The following is a 13,875-nucleotide window of genomic DNA, read 5'->3' as shown; positions in this document are numbered from 1 at the left end:
GCCGGGCATTGGGACAACCGTAAAATCCACCCACTATCCATGACTTTTACGAATGAATCCGCGCACGCTCACACCCTCCATGTCGTTATTGCTGGCCTTCGAGGCCGCTGCGCGCCACGAAAGCTACACCCGCGCCGCCCACGAGTTGTCGCTGACGCAAAGCGCGGTCAGCCGTCAGGTGCAGATTCTCGAGAAAATGCTCGGCATGCGTTTGTTCACTCGCGAAGGCCGGCAAGTGGTGCTGACCGATGTCGGACGCATGTATCAGCGCGAACTGGCGGAGGCCTTGGGGCAGATTCGCAGTGCCACCTTGCAGGCCATGGCGTTTGGTTCTGGCATCCACAGTTTGCGCCTGGCGACGCTGCCGACCTTTGGCTCGAAATGGCTGCTGCCGCGCCTCAAGGATTTCTACACCGCGCACCCGGGCATGACCGTGCACTTGCATTCGCGCATCGAAGCCATCGACTTCGATACCAGCGAAATCGATGCGGCGATTTGTGTAGGTGGCGGTGAGTGGCCGGGGTTGAGCGCCCTGCCCTTGCACACCGAAGAACTGGTGGTGATCGCCAGTGCGCAGCTATCCGCTGCCGAGCGCGAAGACGCCCAAGCGCACATCGCCGGACAACTGCTGCTCAATGTCAGCAGCAATGCGCAGGCCTGGGCAGAATGGTTCAGCCATCACGGCTTGCCACACCGCAGCATGCGCATCGGGCCGAGTTTTGAAATGACCTCGCACTTGATTCAGGCAGTGCGGGCGAACATTGGCGTGGGGTTGGTGCCGAGGATTCTGGTGGAGGATGAGTTGCTGGGCGGTGAGTTGCTGCAACTGGGCGAGCCGATTACCAGTCGGCGCAGCTATTACCTGGTGTATCCACCGCGCAATGAGAATTTGCCGTCGCTCAAAGCGTTTCGGGATTGGCTGATTCATACACTTTGAAGGATTGAATCGCCGCCATTCGCGAGCAGGCTCGCTCCCACATTTTGATCGGCGGCGTTCACCAATCCTGTGTGGGAGCGAGCCTGCTCGCGAAAAAGCCAGCACAGGCAACCTCAAAACCTTGGCTTGACCGCCTTCCAGTCCGGTTTATAGCGCTGCATCTGCCGCACATCATCGCGCTGACGAATCCCGCACGTCAGGTACTGATCGTGCAGCTTGCCCAACTGATCATGATCCAGCTCCAACCCAAGCCCCGGCGCCCGAGTGATCTTCACGCAGCCCTCGACAATCGGCAGCTTGCCGCCCTTGATCACTTCTTCATCCGGCTCTTGCCACGGGTAATGGGTGTCGCAGGCGTAATCCAGATTCGGCACCGCCGCTGCAACATGCGCCATCGCCATCAAGCTGATCCCCAGGTGTGAATTGGAGTGCATCGACACCCCCACGCCGAACACATCGCACATCTTTGCCAGCGTCTGCGTGTCGCGCAGGCCGCCCCAGTAATGGTGGTCGGCGAGGACAATCTGCACGCTGTTCTGCGCCACGCTGCGGCGGAACTCATCGAAATCGGTGACTACCATATTGGTCGCCAGCGGCAGCCCGGTGCGTCTGTGCAATTGGGCCATGCCGTCGAGGCCCGGGGTCGGGTCTTCGTAATACTGCAGGTCATCGCCCAGCAGTTCGGCCATGCGAATCGAGGTTTCCAGTGACCAGTTGCCGTTCGGATCGATGCGCAACGGGTAACCGGGAAAGGCTTTTTTCAAAGCCTTGATGCACGCCACTTCATGCTCTGGCGGCAACGTCCCGGCCTTGAGTTTGACGCTCTTGAATCCATAGGCCTCGATCATCCGTGCGGCCTGGGCAACGATCTGCTGCTCGCTGAGCGCCTCGCCCCAGTTGTCCGGCTTGTACGGCGAATCGACATGCTGCGCATATTTGAAAAACAGGTAGGCGCTGAACGGCACCTCGTCGCGAATCGCGCCGCCGAGCAGATCCACCAACGGCACGTTCAGGTAATGCGCCTGTAAATCGAGGAACGCCACCTCGAACGCCGAATAGGCATTGCTCACCGCTTTGCTGGCGTGGGAACCGGGCGCCAGTTCGGCACCCGCTAGGCTGGCCGGCTTGTTCGCCGCGACGGTGGCCTGAACGATGGCGCGCAACTGGTTGAGGTTGAACGGATCAAGGCCGATCAGTTGCCCCTGCAACTGCTGCTGGATCGCCAGCGCCGGGGCATCGCCATAGCTTTCACCGAGGCCGATGTAACCGTTGTCGCTTTCGATCTCGATGATCGAGCGCAGGGCAAAGGGTTCATGGATGCCACTGGCGTTGAGCAGCGGCGGATCGCGAAAGGCAATCGGGGTCACGGTGACACGGGTGATTTTCAAGATAACGCTCCTGACAGATCAACAATCAATTCAATGGCTCGCGGCCGGGCTGACCGTCGCGACAACGGCGGTGTCGTCATCGGGCTTTGCCGGGGTTTTACCCTTGGCGCCTGGCGCAGTGCGGGCGAAGAAGATCACCACAGCCGCGATCAACGATGTCGCCGCCAAGCCATACAGGCCGCCCTCAATGGAGCCAGTGGTTTGTTCGAGAAAACCGAAGGCAGTCGGCGCAACGAAGCCACCCAGGTTGCCGATGGAGTTGATCAAGGCGATCACCGCAGCGGCGATGCGCCCATCCAGATAGCTTTGCGGAATCGGCCAGAACAGCGCCGAGGCAGCCTTGAAACCGATGGCGGCAAAACAGATGGCAACGAAGGCGAAAATCGGCCCACCGGTGGTCGACATGAACATGCCGATGGCTGCGATGACCAGCGTCAGGGCGACCCAGGCCTGCTGAAATTTCCACTTGCCGGCCATCGCCGCAAAGCCGTACATGGCGACAATCGAAATGATCCACGGAATCGAATTGAGCAGACCGACCTGAAAGTCGCCGAGGTTGCCCATCTTCTTGATCATGCTCGGCAGCCAGAATGTCGCGCCGTAAATGGTCAGGGCAATCGAGAAGTAGATGAAGCAGAACAGCGCAATCTGCCGATCCGCCAACAGCTTGAACATTGACGGTTTAGCGACCTGCACCGCTTCACGGGCCCGCTGCTCCTCGGCAATGGCGCCGACCAGCGCTTCTCGTTCCTCTTCGGTCAGCCACTTGGCCTGACGCGGATGGGACTGCAACCAGAACCAGACAAAGGCGCAGAGCACCACCGAGGCGGCGCCTTCAATCAGGAACATCCACTGCCAGCCGTGCAACCCCAAACCACTGATATGCAGCAACGCACCGGACACCGGGCCGGAGATCACCGAGGCAATCGCCGAGCCGCTGAGAAACACCGCCATGGTCTTGCCGCGCTCGGAGGCCGGCAGCCATTGCGTAAAGTAGTAAATGATCCCCGGAAAAAATCCTGCTTCAGCGGCGCCCAGAATAAAGCGCAGCACATAGAAACTGGTTTCACCTCTGACGAACGCCATGGCCATGGCTGCCGCGCCCCAGGTGAACATGATGCGGGTCAGCCAGATCCGCGCGCCGTAACGCTGCAGAAGCATATTGGACGGCACCTCGAACAGGGCGTAGCCAACAAAGAACAAACCGGCACCGAGGCCATAAGCCGCCGCGCCGATGCCCAGATCGGTTTCCAGGTGACTGCGCACAAAACCGATGTTGACCCGATCGATGTAGTTGACGATGAACATCACCACGAACAGCGGCAGCACGTGGCGCTTGACCTTGGCGGCGGCACGGGCGAGAACCGTGACATCCAGTGGACTCTGGAGGGTTTTCAAGGGCGACTCCCGATCTTGTTTTTTTAGGGATGGCGGAAAGCGATGGACCGATCATGGACGGCGATCATTGATCCCGTCTAATCTAACTTGGCATTCGATTGATACCTGGATTAGATCAATGTTCGAACTGACCCAATTGCGCTGCTTCACTACCGTCGCCACTGAACTCAACTTCCGTCGCGCCGCCGAACGCCTGAACATGACGCAGCCACCGCTGAGCCGGCAGATCCAGTTGCTCGAACATCACCTCGGCGTCGAGCTGTTTACCCGCAGCACTCGCAGCGTTGCGCTCACCGCTGCGGGCCGAGCCTTCTTCATCGAAGCCCAGAACCTGCTCGAACGCGCCCAGCAAGCGGCAGTGACCGCCCGGCGGTTTGCCGAGGGCGATATCGGTTCGGTGAACATCAGTTTTGTCGGCAGTGCGGTGTACGAGTTTTTGCCCAAGGTCATCGCCGAAGCGCGACTGAAACAGCCGCAGGTGAAAATCGACCTGTCGGAAATGAACACCTACCAGCAACACGAAGCCCTGCGCGCCCGCCGCATCGATCTGGGCATCGCCCGCGCGCCGCTGCTGGAACCGGGCTACGCCACCGAATGCCTGGTGCGTGAACCGTTTGTGCTGGCCGTGCCGAGCAGCCATCCATTGGCGACAGCGACAGAAGTGGCGGTCAGTGATCTGGATAAACAGCCGTTCCTGATGTATTCCCACGCAGCCTATCCGCCGTTCAACGAACTGTTGACCGGCATGCTGCGCTCGGCGCGGGTCGCGCCGGATTATGTGCAATGGCTGGGCTCTTCACTGACGATTCTGGCATTGGTCAATGCCGGGATGGGCCTGGCGCTGGTGCCGCGTTGCGCGACCAGCGTGGTGTTCAAAAACGTGATGTTTCGCAATATCGATCTGGGTGAAGGGGTGCAGAGCGAACTGCATCTGATCTGGCGCGAGAACAACGACAACCCGGCGTTTGCGATGTTGCTGGAGGCAATTCGCCGGGCGGTGGCGGAGGGTTGGGGCTGAGGCGTTATCGTGCTGACCGGCGTTTCAGCGCCTTCGCGAGCAGGCTGGCCAGGCTTTTTGGAGTCAACCGAGCCAGGCCTGTTCGCGATGCCGCGAATCACGCAACCACGGGGATCATCGGGTCAGCCGCCGCCAGCGCGCGCTCACGATCAGCCGCCGGCGGGTAAATCCACTGGGTGTTGATCTGGGTCTTGAGGGTTTTGGCCTCCTGCCTGACCAGTTTCACCTGACGATCCCAGCCTTCGCTGTACACCGCGCCCCAGCCGCCGAGGTCCAGGCACGTCACGTATTTGGGCTGGCTGTACGGCGTCGGATCGACACCGAGAATCTGCGCGGCGACGTTATTGCCAGCGTGCCGCCCGAGGGAGATCGCGTGCTGACAGGTCATCAGGGCGAAATGGCCGAGATCATCCGAGGCGGCACGGGCGACGTCGCCGGTGGCAAAGATGTCGTCCTGACCGATAACCTTGAGGTGCGCATCGACGTGCAGGCGCCCTTGATGATCGCGCTCGGCGGGGATTTGCCCGGTCAGCGAGCTGGCGCGCACACCGGTGGTCCAGACCACGGTTTTCGCGTCGATGTGCTGACCGTCCGACAGCGTCACACCGCTGCCATCGACCGACTGGACCGACACCCCCAGAACCCACTCGACGCCCAGCTCTCCGCTGGCCGCGATGATGGATTGGCTGATTTCTTCGCCCATGGAAGCGCCGATTGTCTGCCCGCGATCAACGATAATTACCTTGATGGCAGCCTCGTTCCCGAGAATCTCGCGCAGACGCCCTGGCATTTCAGTCGCCGTCTCGATGCCGGTAAAACCACCCCCCGCCACCACCACCGTGTTGCGCGCCGGGCTCGACGGAAGATCCTTCAAGGATTTCAGATGGGTTTCCAGGCGAATCGCCGCTTCCATCTGATCCACGTCAAAAGCGTGCTGAACCACACCCGGCGTGGCCGACTGCGCCAGACCGCTACCGCTTGCCAGTACCAGTTTGCTGTAGTGAAACACCTGCTTCTGCCCGGCAGCATCGGTGTAGCCAACGGTTTTTGCCGCGACGTCGATGGTCTCGGCAACCCCCTTGATGAAGTGAACGCCGACCACTTCGAACAGTTCATGCAGCGGTGCGGCCAGTTGATGAGCGTTCGGCTCATAGAAACGCGGACGCACGCGCAACTCGGCCTGCGGTGCGAGAACGCTGATTTCAACGTCGTCACGTCCATGAAGATCGATCAGGCGTGTAGCGCTCAACGCCGACCACATACCACCAAACCCGGCCCCGATAACCAATATCTGCTGCTTCATTGTGTCTCTCCTGAAAACGCCAAGCTGTTGAAAGAGGATGATTGAAGTGCGCCGAAGCTGTGTGCCCGCACTCTCATAGCGCCGACTGTATTGGTCGGATATAAATCCAACAAGTCAGATAATCCGATAGATTTGATCGGCTTTATCGATATTAAAAAGGTAAAAAATCAGCGATGAACGTCATGAAATCCGTCTTTCCATGGCGTTTCCGCCGCGCTCAGATAAATGACGTCGATTGCTGAAAACGTAGCTTGGCTGCTAATATTGGCGACAAATCAAGTCGGACTTACTTATGTCTCTTTACAGTGCTGGGGTCGAATACGGCATTCATTGCCTGGCGTTTCTGGTCGGCAGCGGCGGTGACAGCCGCGAGGCCAGCGTGCGGGATCTGGCCGAATTGCAGGGCGTTCCCGTGGAGTATCTGGCGAAGATCTTCACCAAACTGGCGAAAGGCAAGCTGGTGGTCGCCAGTGAAGGCGTGCGCGGCGGTTTCAGCCTGGCGCGGCCGGCGGATGAAATCACCCTGCTCGACATCGTCAACGCCATCGACGGGCGCAAGAAGATTTTCGAATGCCGGGACATTCGTGGACGTTGCGCCCTGTTTGAAGGCAATCCGCCGCAATGGGCCATCGAGGGCACCTGCTCGATCCATGCCGCGATGATGACGGCGCAACAGCGCATGGAAGAAGCCCTCGCCCAGCAAACCATCCTCGATATCGCGAGAAAGGTCGGGCGCAAGGCACCTGCGCAATTCGGTCAGCAGGTGGAAGACTGGATTGCGGATCGACGCGAGAAAAAGGGCAATATCGGCACGATTCCGCTGACCGACATTTCCAGCTGAGCGACTGCAAACCGCAGGCGAAAAAAAAGCAGAAACCGTTGATCCGGTTTCTGCTTTTTGCATGTGCAGACATCGTTACAGGCAGTCACGCACCGATTTGCGCAGTGCGGCGGACTTGGCCCACGGCGGCCCCTGGTACAGCGAAACCCGGCTGCCGTCCTTGTATTTGATGATATCGAGAATCTCGTCGGCAGTGATGATGCTCGGCGCGGTGATGCGATAACCGTTGGAAATCGAAATCTGCGTCGCCTTGGGAATGTCCTGCTGCCACAACGGTAATACACACGCGGCATAGTCCTTGGGTGGCTTGCCGCTGGTCTTGCTGACATTCGGTTCCCCCGGTACCAGTGACGCCGGCAATGAGCAACCCGCCAACATGGTCAACGCCAGGCTCCCTATCCAAATCCGCATGATGTTGCCCTGTGCTGAAAAAAAGCGAATGTACCGCGTAACTGTGTGGACATCCATCGTGGCACCGCGCCGTTAGCGGGGATTGGACAATTTTTCACATCCGTTCAGTCCCGTGACAGACGCCGCTTGCACCGATGACGAAAAATGCGACTACTCTTTTCTACCGAGAATGTTCTGGAGGTGATCATGCGGCTCAATGAATACGAACACGAACTTCAGCGCGACCTGCAAAGTGTCGCATCGGATCTGAGATGGTCGGCAGTCGACCTCAAGCGCATCGCCGAACAGCTGCGCAAGTCCGGCAACGAGGCAGACGCGCAAACCGTGCTGAGATCCTGTGAGGTCCTGCAAAGCGACGAGGAACGTCTGCAACTGTATGCCAGGGAAGTGAAAGCCCGCGCCATCAGTCGCACCAAAGTCCACTGATTGCGGCGCAATCGCGCCCCCAAACAAAAAGCCCCCGCCTACATAGCAGGGGCTTTTTCCTTTCGGCCAGCTAGCTGGCGTTGTGACTTTGTGCGCGCGACGAGCGTTTTTTGTAGCCGGGAAGCGTTGCGGCATAGGCCAGCGCCTCTTCTCTGCTACCAAACGACGCTAACCGGTCACCCTGCGTGCAAACCCGCCACGGGCCGTTGTTCACGCTGAGCACGTCATAGCCGTTCATGTGCATCTTGCTGATCATCGCAATGCTCATGGGGTACCTCCTGTTCACCAACGGTTATTCAGCTTCACGCTTTTACCTTACACCCTGCTCCCACTGTTGTGCCGACCGGGTGTCGCGCAGGCTGAGCGCCAAAGTGCTGGCACTTTTTCCCTCTATCGACGCTCCACATCTCAGGGAACCTTTGAATCCGGGCTCGGCTCGAATATTGCAGTTTCATTTCATTTTTGTGACAAGCAGTAAACAGGTAACAGATGAAAGTACGCGCCACCGTTATTTGCGAACAGGATCGCCACATCCTCCTGGTCCGTAAACCCCAATGCCGCTGGACATTGCCCGGCGGCAAGATCGAGCGCGGGGAATCCCGAGCGAACGCTGCTGTGCGCGAATTGCACGAAGAAACCGGACTGGACGCCAACGACGTGCTGTATTTGATGGAACTGCAATCGGGCAGCACGCGGCATCATGTCTACGAGGCGGCAGTGGAAGACCTGGAGCAAATGCGCCCGCAAAACGAGATCAGCGAATGCATCTGGCACCCGATCGACACGGTGCACAATCTGCGCACCAGCGAAGCTACGCTGCATATCGTCAAAGCATTTCAGCGGCGCTTGTGAGACCTAACCCGCGAAGGCTCTGCGACCTGCGCTTATCTCAGTGCGCAATTCGCCAATGAAGTTGGAGATATCACGGATCGTGACGAGGTGTTCCGGGGAAACGCCGTTGAGCAGCAATTCAACGCGCCCGCTGTCGGGCGCGTAGACCTTGATTTGCAGCAACCCCTGCGTCGTCGCAATGCATTCGCATTTAAACGCAGGAAAGCCGGACTCGACGATGCGGCAAATCTCGTTGAGGGCAAGCATGGACGGACGCCTCGCAGGCGATGGATCGATCAATCCATAGAGCATAGATCAGCTATTTGTGCCTCGCCCGAGACAAAATTGCCAACTGGATCACAACTCCCGAGAACGTCTTCAGTGGGCGTCACGGTCCCAGATCCAGTTCCAGATGCCCGGCAGTTCAACCGGGTCCGAGCTTTGCTGAACGGTGCGCGCGAGTGCGGCTTTCTCCAGTGCGGCGTGATCGTCATAGAACGGCTTGGCCGCCAGTTTCACTCCCGTCGCCGCCGCACTGTCCAGAAGGATCTGCAGGTACTCGCGGGTATGCCGCGCGGTGTAGCGGTTGAGATCATGGAAGGTCACGACCACTGGAATCACCCCGTCCACGGTGGGAAATTCGCCAAGCGCAATACGCTCGCGCACCTCGGACAACTGGCGCAGCAGGTTTGCGCGCCGACGCGGGCTGGCGTTGAAACCCCAGATCTTGCCGTCATTGGCGCTCAGATCCGTCAACAGCACATGCAAGCCATGTCGCTGATAAGCGGCGAACGTGCGCTTGTCGTAGTTCCAGAACGGCGGACGCAGCAAGGTTGGCGGTGCGCCGGTAATGGCCGCAATGTCTGCAGAACCCTTGATCAATGACGCTTCGAGCGCCTCGGGATCAAGGGAGCGGTGATTGGTGTGCCCGTGGGTGGCCGTGTGGAAGCCGAGCACATGCCCTTGCGCGTATTCGCGGCGCATGATGCTGCGACCTGTCTCGCTGTTGCCCGCTCTTGGCGCACGGGTCTGCACGAAAAACACTGCTTTGATGTCGGGTTGCAGCGGATTGTCCTTGAGGCTGTCGAGCACGGTCGCCGACGGATTCCAGAAGCTGGAAGCGCTGGGGCCATCATCAAACGTCAGGAGGAACCGCACCGGAGCCTGGGCCTTGAGGCGATGTTGGGTTTGCTCGGTCAGTGCGATGGGCGCAGCGATGCACCCCGCCAACCCCAGAGAGATGACCGCCAGACACACAAGCTTGAATGCCGATTTCATGTTTTGCCTTGAACCCGACCGCAGCCGTCATGTTGTCGATTGGCAAAACTCCCTCGCCCCTATCCATCCCAGCGCTCCGATCCGCGAGCCGAGGTTGGATAAGGTACACAGGGTTTGGTTCCGGCGCTCGTTCAGTGTGGCAATGCCTGCTGAAATGAGCCGTCGCTAATCCCCGCCACCATGAAAAAACGCGGCTGACCTCACGCCATGACGTGCACCGGTCAGGACGCGCAAGACTGGCTGGCGCAAGCGACTAAGCTGAAAACCAGCCCCAGTGGAGGTTCGGCCGATGTGCGGAAGACTCACGCAGTATCACGGCATTCACGACTTCGTCGCGGTGCTGAGCATTCCCGACGCGCTGATCAATCACGTCGGCGACGCGCCGCTCAATCGCTACAACGCGGCGCCCACCACAGTCTTGGCCGTGCTGCATCAGCATGAACAACGTGTGTACGCCGACACCCTGCGGTGGGGCTGGCGCCCCCACTGGGCCAAGGATCGCCCGCCGCCGATCAATGCGCGGGTGGAGAAAGTCGCCCACGGCGCGTTTTTTCGGGCGATCTGGCGTCATCGGCTGATCGTGCCGGTGGACAACTGGTTTGAGTGGGTCGACGGCGAGGATAAAACCCGCCAACCGTGGCTGATTCGTCGGGCTGATCAGCAGCCGGTTTTCTGCGCGGCCATCGGCCAGTTTCCGACGCCGGGCAGCGCGCCTCGCGACGACGACGGCTTCGTCATCATCACCGCCGACAGCGTGGGTGGAATGCTCGATATTCATGATCGCCGACCCGTAGTGCTCTGCCCAAAACTGGTGCGCGAATGGCTTGATCCGGCGACACCGCCGGAGCGCGCCGAGCAGATACTGCTGTGGGAAAGTGAACCCACCGAGGCATTCGAATGGCACAGAGTCGGTAAAGCGGTGGGCAACTCACGCAATCAGGGGGCGCAATTGATTGAAAAAATCGGCTAAGCAAGTGCCGCCCGCAAGCGTTAGAACCGCATGCCCTCGCGCACTGCATCGCTGTCGTTACAAACGGTGTTTCATGCGCGAGACACCGTTTGTAAAACAGTCGTTTGAGCGACTTAACCGCTTGTCTGACACTTCAATCGTCATACATACATTTAGAGGCACTACGGATAGCATGCGCGCCGCATTTCCAATTGGCATACCAGTTGACCAAAGAGTCAAAAAACCAGGAATTCCCTACAACTTTTACAGCCTTGCAGAGAAATAAGTTGCGCGACGATTTTGCAATCAAACAGGTCCGTGGCCTGGAGTGTATTTATCTGTCCTCGACAGAACGCTTTGAACTCGACTGTTTTATCGGCCACTACATCAAGACCCGAAATCTGCGTTCCGTGCCCGACATCGATCACATTCTGCGCACCACCCTCGAAGCCTATCCCGGCCATCCGCCGGTCATGGTCAACGAGCTGAATGCCTGGATCGACCGAACCTTGGGATATCGGGCTTCCCACCCCGATTTCACGCAGATCGAAGACCTCTGAAACACCGCACAAGCCCCGCATGCGGGGCTTGTGCGGGATCTTTTTCGCTCGCCATGTGCACCTCGCTGTTGGCAGACAGTTATCCTCCTTACAGCGTAGAACAGTTTCCGCCAGACTATTTACAGCCACCCGCGCAGTAAAAAGAAGAACGCCATGCTCAATAACATGCTCAGTAGCGTACTGCGCGTGTAAAGCACCAAGGCAATCGCCACCAGCGAACTCAGCAGGTACGGGTTGTCCCATTGCAGGTTCAGTTGTTTGTCGGGCATGAACACAATCGGTCCGCAAATCGCCGTCAGCATCCCCGGCACCGCAAAACCGAGAAATTGCCGCGTATTGCTGCTCAAGCGCAGCGGCAAACGCGGCTCGAGAAACACGTAACGGTTGAGAAATACCAGAATCCCCATACCGAAAATCACTGCCCAGACGATCATGTGCGCCCCCGATACAGCTTGTTGCAGATAAACCCGGCGGTCATCCCCGCCAGCCCCGACAAGACCAGGGCCGAGCCCCACTGCCAATAGCTGAACAGCACCGAGCAGAACAGCGACACGGCCACGCACACGACCGTTGGCACGTTGCGCACCACGGGGGTAATCAAGGCAATGAAGGTCGCCGCAATCGAGAAGTCCAGGCCCAGGTGTTCAAGTCCCGGGATGCTGCTGCCGAGGACAATGCCGACCAGGGTAAACAGGTTCCAGGCAATGTAGAACGTCAGGCCGACGCCCAACGCATACCAGCGGTTGAACTGCTGGCGATCATGCTGGCTGGTCAGCGCGAACAGTTCATCCGTCAGCAAAAAGCCCAAGCCAAGCCGCCAACGGCCGGGCAGCGGCGAGATCACCGAACGCAGGCTCATCCCGTACAGCAAATGTTGCGAGGTCAGCAGCAGCGTGGTCAGCAGAATAGAGAAAATCCCCGCGCCGCCCTTGAGCATGCCAATCGCGACCAATTGCGCGGCACCGGCAAACACGATGCTCGACAACCCCTGCCCTTGCAGCGGCGTGAGGTTGGCCTCTATCGCCATGGAACCGGCCAGCAGCCCCCACGGCGCCGTCGCCAGAGATAACGGCATGATCGCCACAGCGCCCCGAAGGAACGCACTGCGCGGCATAACTGAGTCAGACATATCGCTCTTCAACCGAGGAAACAGCCCAGAACTCTGCCAGTAACCGTGCATCCCTGGCTTGAACAATCTTGCGCAGTTGGCGGAAATCGTTACAACACCGCCGCTCATCGGCGTGGCGCTTGCCACGCGTCGATGCTAGCAACATGCGGGCCCTGCATTTTTGCCGACGAGACCGCGCCCGCCATCAGTGACATCGACCGCGACGTTTACAAGACCCTGCTGGAATCAACCAAAGCCATCCCGTGGCGAATCGTGTCGTCGCCGGTCAGCGTCAGTCTGGGAGTCGGCACCACGCAGGCGAGCGCCGGCAGTGAGCCGCTGGCGTTTGTCGAACGGGTCGACAAGTTGCTCTATCAGGCCAAGCACAATGGACGGATGCGCGCCGAATATGCCGACTTTCGCACTGAGCTTTAAGCCCCCGACGGGCGTAACATAGCGCCATTCGCAATCACGTCAGGGAGACGACATGCTGTACCGAATCGCAGCCGACGGGCTGGTACTGTTCCATCTGTCATTTATCGTGTTCGTGCTGTTCGGCGGGCTGCTGGTGCTCAAGTGGCCACGGCTGCTGTGGCTGCATTTGCCTGCCGCTGCGTGGGGCGTGGCGGTCGAAGTGTTGCACCTGACTTGCCCGCTGACCTATTGGGAAAACCTCATGCGCCACGCCGCCGGGCAGACCGAGTACGCTGGCGGTTTTATCGAGCATTACATCTGGCCGATCATTTACCCGGCGGGGCTGACTCCGCAGATCCAGTTAGCCCTCGGCAGCGTGGTGCTGGCGGTCAACCTGCTGGTCTACGCACGTCTGATCCGCGCCTGGAGACTGCGCCGGGCCGCTGCACACACCTGATCAGCGCGGCGCCTGCTTCAGGCCTTCCAGCCAGACCGGATCAAGGCGCGTCTGCTCGGTGTCCAGACCCACCGCCTGCATTCGCTCTTTGTGGTCCTGAACTTCTCGCCACAGTTGTGTGTGATCACTGGAGTTGCCATCCAGTTCATGCATTTGCATCAGGCCCAGATGGTAGAAGCGCAAAACCTTCATCGCCGTCTGGTCATCGCGCTCCACCCCCGCCGTCACCTGATGCATCACATTGGTGATGCTCATCAGGCTGCGCTTGAGCCGCCAGCTGTACACCGCCGGCGCCATCCACGTCTGATGCCAGAAACGCCCGCGCAACAACCCCGCCGTCACCAGGAACGCCACGAAGACCCCGCCGACGTTGAAGCGCAGGTTATCGCCACCCGGTTCGCCGAACAGCGCCACCGCCAGGGAAGACAACAACATCGCCAGCACCAGGAACAGCACGGCAATGATGATCGTGCTGCGCCGGGTCTGTTGGCGAAAAGTGGCGGCGTCCATCGGCTGAATCTCGAACATTACGAATGACTTCCTTGGGTGACAAACA

Annotated in this window: 18 protein-coding genes and 1 pseudogene; 9 read left to right on the top strand and 10 right to left on the bottom strand. The window is 59.3% G+C overall.

Annotated features, from left to right (window positions below):
* The first annotated feature begins 52 nt into the window (after window positions 1-52).
* A complete protein-coding gene (locus AACY19_RS10585) occupies window positions 53-937 on the top strand; it encodes a LysR substrate-binding domain-containing protein (protein ID WP_339450193.1) in 885 nt (294 codons plus the stop codon).
* 113 nt (window positions 938-1,050) lie between these two features.
* On the opposite strand, the gene AACY19_RS10580 is transcribed toward AACY19_RS10585, so the two are convergent.
* Together AACY19_RS10580 and AACY19_RS10575 are read right to left on the bottom strand one after the other, a co-directional pair.
* Window positions 1,051-2,325, bottom strand: coding sequence for a glucarate dehydratase family protein (locus AACY19_RS10580; protein WP_339450192.1), 1,275 nt, complete (start codon window positions 2,323-2,325; stop codon window positions 1,051-1,053).
* A 30-nt stretch (window positions 2,326-2,355) separates the two neighbouring features.
* Window positions 2,356-3,723: an MFS transporter gene (locus AACY19_RS10575; RefSeq protein WP_339450191.1), complete on the bottom strand. Its 1,368-nt coding sequence runs from the start codon at window positions 3,721-3,723 to the stop codon at window positions 2,356-2,358.
* A 118-nt stretch (window positions 3,724-3,841) separates the two neighbouring features.
* Here AACY19_RS10575 and AACY19_RS10570 point away from each other — a divergent pair, with 118 nt between their 5' ends.
* Entirely contained in the window at window positions 3,842-4,741 is a 900-nt protein-coding gene (locus AACY19_RS10570) for a LysR substrate-binding domain-containing protein (protein ID WP_339450190.1), read from the top strand.
* Between the two features lie 97 nt (window positions 4,742-4,838).
* On the opposite strand, the gene AACY19_RS10565 is transcribed toward AACY19_RS10570, so the two are convergent.
* On the bottom strand, window positions 4,839-6,044 hold the full coding sequence (locus AACY19_RS10565) for an NAD(P)/FAD-dependent oxidoreductase (RefSeq protein WP_339450189.1): 1,206 nt from the start codon (window positions 6,042-6,044) through the stop codon (window positions 4,839-4,841).
* Window positions 6,045-6,336: 292 nt separating this feature from the next.
* Between AACY19_RS10565 and AACY19_RS10560 the strand changes: the two genes are divergently transcribed.
* Window positions 6,337-6,885, top strand: coding sequence for an RrF2 family transcriptional regulator (locus AACY19_RS10560; protein ID WP_339450188.1), 549 nt, complete (start codon window positions 6,337-6,339; stop codon window positions 6,883-6,885).
* A 75-nt stretch (window positions 6,886-6,960) separates the two neighbouring features.
* Here the strand turns inward: AACY19_RS10560 and AACY19_RS10555 are convergent, their stop codons facing one another.
* Window positions 6,961-7,296, bottom strand: coding sequence for a hypothetical protein (locus AACY19_RS10555; protein ID WP_339450187.1), 336 nt, complete (start codon window positions 7,294-7,296; stop codon window positions 6,961-6,963).
* A gap of 186 nt (window positions 7,297-7,482) precedes the next feature.
* Here AACY19_RS10555 and AACY19_RS10550 point away from each other — a divergent pair, with 186 nt between their 5' ends.
* Window positions 7,483-7,722, top strand: coding sequence for a hypothetical protein (locus tag AACY19_RS10550; protein ID WP_065259780.1), 240 nt, complete (start codon window positions 7,483-7,485; stop codon window positions 7,720-7,722).
* A 70-nt stretch (window positions 7,723-7,792) separates the two neighbouring features.
* Here the strand turns inward: AACY19_RS10550 and AACY19_RS10545 are convergent, their stop codons facing one another.
* Window positions 7,793-7,990, bottom strand: coding sequence for a DUF2188 domain-containing protein (locus tag AACY19_RS10545; RefSeq protein ID WP_339450186.1), 198 nt, complete (start codon window positions 7,988-7,990; stop codon window positions 7,793-7,795).
* A 221-nt stretch (window positions 7,991-8,211) separates the two neighbouring features.
* Between AACY19_RS10545 and AACY19_RS10540 the strand changes: the two genes are divergently transcribed.
* A complete protein-coding gene (locus tag AACY19_RS10540) occupies window positions 8,212-8,574 on the top strand; it encodes an NUDIX hydrolase (protein ID WP_339450185.1) in 363 nt (120 codons plus the stop codon).
* Between the two features lie 3 nt (window positions 8,575-8,577).
* Here AACY19_RS10540 and AACY19_RS10535 read toward each other — a convergent pair whose 3' ends face one another.
* Together AACY19_RS10535 and AACY19_RS10530 are read right to left on the bottom strand one after the other, a co-directional pair.
* On the bottom strand, window positions 8,578-8,820 hold the full coding sequence (locus AACY19_RS10535) for a DUF1652 domain-containing protein (RefSeq protein ID WP_339450184.1): 243 nt from the start codon (window positions 8,818-8,820) through the stop codon (window positions 8,578-8,580).
* Between the two features lie 111 nt (window positions 8,821-8,931).
* Window positions 8,932-9,831 (bottom strand): polysaccharide deacetylase family protein, encoded by a 900-nt coding sequence (locus tag AACY19_RS10530; protein ID WP_339450183.1) that lies wholly within the window; start codon window positions 9,829-9,831, stop codon window positions 8,932-8,934.
* Window positions 9,832-10,120: 289 nt separating this feature from the next.
* Between AACY19_RS10530 and AACY19_RS10525 the strand changes: the two genes are divergently transcribed.
* Both AACY19_RS10525 and AACY19_RS10520 read left to right on the top strand, forming a co-directional pair.
* Window positions 10,121-10,801 carry an SOS response-associated peptidase gene (locus AACY19_RS10525; RefSeq protein ID WP_339450182.1) on the top strand — a complete coding sequence of 227 codons (681 nt, stop codon included), beginning with the start codon at window positions 10,121-10,123 and terminating at the stop codon, window positions 10,799-10,801.
* 266 nt (window positions 10,802-11,067) lie between these two features.
* Window positions 11,068-11,340, top strand: coding sequence for a hypothetical protein (locus AACY19_RS10520; RefSeq protein WP_339450181.1), 273 nt, complete (start codon window positions 11,068-11,070; stop codon window positions 11,338-11,340).
* 119 nt (window positions 11,341-11,459) lie between these two features.
* Here the strand turns inward: AACY19_RS10520 and AACY19_RS10515 are convergent, their stop codons facing one another.
* Together AACY19_RS10515 and AACY19_RS10510 are read right to left on the bottom strand one after the other, a co-directional pair.
* A complete protein-coding gene (locus tag AACY19_RS10515; RefSeq protein ID WP_339450385.1) occupies window positions 11,460-11,771 on the bottom strand; it encodes an AzlD domain-containing protein in 312 nt (103 codons plus the stop codon).
* Window positions 11,771-12,469: an AzlC family ABC transporter permease gene (locus tag AACY19_RS10510; RefSeq protein WP_339450180.1), complete on the bottom strand. Its 699-nt coding sequence runs from the start codon at window positions 12,467-12,469 to the stop codon at window positions 11,771-11,773. Before AACY19_RS10510 ends, AACY19_RS10515 begins: the two co-directional genes overlap by 1 nt.
* Window positions 12,470-12,721: 252 nt before the next feature.
* Between AACY19_RS10510 and AACY19_RS10505 the strand changes: the two are divergent.
* A pseudogene (locus AACY19_RS10505) lies at window positions 12,722-12,883 on the top strand (sensor domain-containing diguanylate cyclase); the annotation flags it as partial.
* Between the two features lie 52 nt (window positions 12,884-12,935).
* On the top strand, window positions 12,936-13,319 hold the full coding sequence (locus AACY19_RS10500; RefSeq protein WP_339450179.1) for a DUF2784 domain-containing protein: 384 nt from the start codon (window positions 12,936-12,938) through the stop codon (window positions 13,317-13,319).
* Here the strand turns inward: AACY19_RS10500 and AACY19_RS10495 are convergent, their stop codons facing one another.
* A complete protein-coding gene (locus tag AACY19_RS10495; RefSeq protein ID WP_339450178.1) occupies window positions 13,320-13,847 on the bottom strand; it encodes a DUF3087 family protein in 528 nt (175 codons plus the stop codon).
* Window positions 13,848-13,875: the final 28 nt, after the last annotated feature.

The sequence above is a fragment of the Pseudomonas sp. EA_5y_Pfl2_R50 genome (assembly GCF_963970475.1).
Classification (GTDB): domain Bacteria; phylum Pseudomonadota; class Gammaproteobacteria; order Pseudomonadales; family Pseudomonadaceae; genus Aquipseudomonas.
This window is presented reverse-complemented; position numbering and strand designations above follow the sequence as displayed.

Bases quoted from the DNA above. Each gene is read 5' to 3' on its own strand.
- AACY19_RS10555 (WP_339450187.1), bottom strand. From the start codon at position 7,296: ATGCGGATTTGGATAGGGAGCCTGGCGTTGACCATGTTGGCGGGTTGC.
- AACY19_RS10530 (WP_339450183.1), bottom strand. From the start codon at position 9,831: ATGAAATCGGCATTCAAGCTTGTGTGTCTGGCGGTCATCTCTCTGGGG.
- AACY19_RS10495 (WP_339450178.1), bottom strand. From the start codon at position 13,847: ATGTTCGAGATTCAGCCGATGGACGCCGCCACTTTTCGCCAACAGACC.
- AACY19_RS10570 (WP_339450190.1), top strand. From the start codon at position 3,842: ATGTTCGAACTGACCCAATTGCGCTGCTTCACTACCGTCGCCACTGAA.
- AACY19_RS10535 (WP_339450184.1), bottom strand. From the start codon at position 8,820: ATGCTTGCCCTCAACGAGATTTGCCGCATCGTCGAGTCCGGCTTTCCT.
- AACY19_RS10565 (WP_339450189.1), bottom strand. From the start codon at position 6,044: ATGAAGCAGCAGATATTGGTTATCGGGGCCGGGTTTGGTGGTATGTGG.
- AACY19_RS10545 (WP_339450186.1), bottom strand. From the start codon at position 7,990: ATGAGCATTGCGATGATCAGCAAGATGCACATGAACGGCTATGACGTG.
- AACY19_RS10540 (WP_339450185.1), top strand. From the start codon at position 8,212: ATGAAAGTACGCGCCACCGTTATTTGCGAACAGGATCGCCACATCCTC.
- AACY19_RS10550 (WP_065259780.1), top strand. From the start codon at position 7,483: ATGCGGCTCAATGAATACGAACACGAACTTCAGCGCGACCTGCAAAGT.
- AACY19_RS10560 (WP_339450188.1), top strand. From the start codon at position 6,337: ATGTCTCTTTACAGTGCTGGGGTCGAATACGGCATTCATTGCCTGGCG.
- AACY19_RS10525 (WP_339450182.1), top strand. From the start codon at position 10,121: ATGTGCGGAAGACTCACGCAGTATCACGGCATTCACGACTTCGTCGCG.
- AACY19_RS10510 (WP_339450180.1), bottom strand. From the start codon at position 12,469: ATGTCTGACTCAGTTATGCCGCGCAGTGCGTTCCTTCGGGGCGCTGTG.
- AACY19_RS10500 (WP_339450179.1), top strand. From the start codon at position 12,936: ATGCTGTACCGAATCGCAGCCGACGGGCTGGTACTGTTCCATCTGTCA.
- AACY19_RS10585 (WP_339450193.1), top strand. From the start codon at position 53: ATGAATCCGCGCACGCTCACACCCTCCATGTCGTTATTGCTGGCCTTC.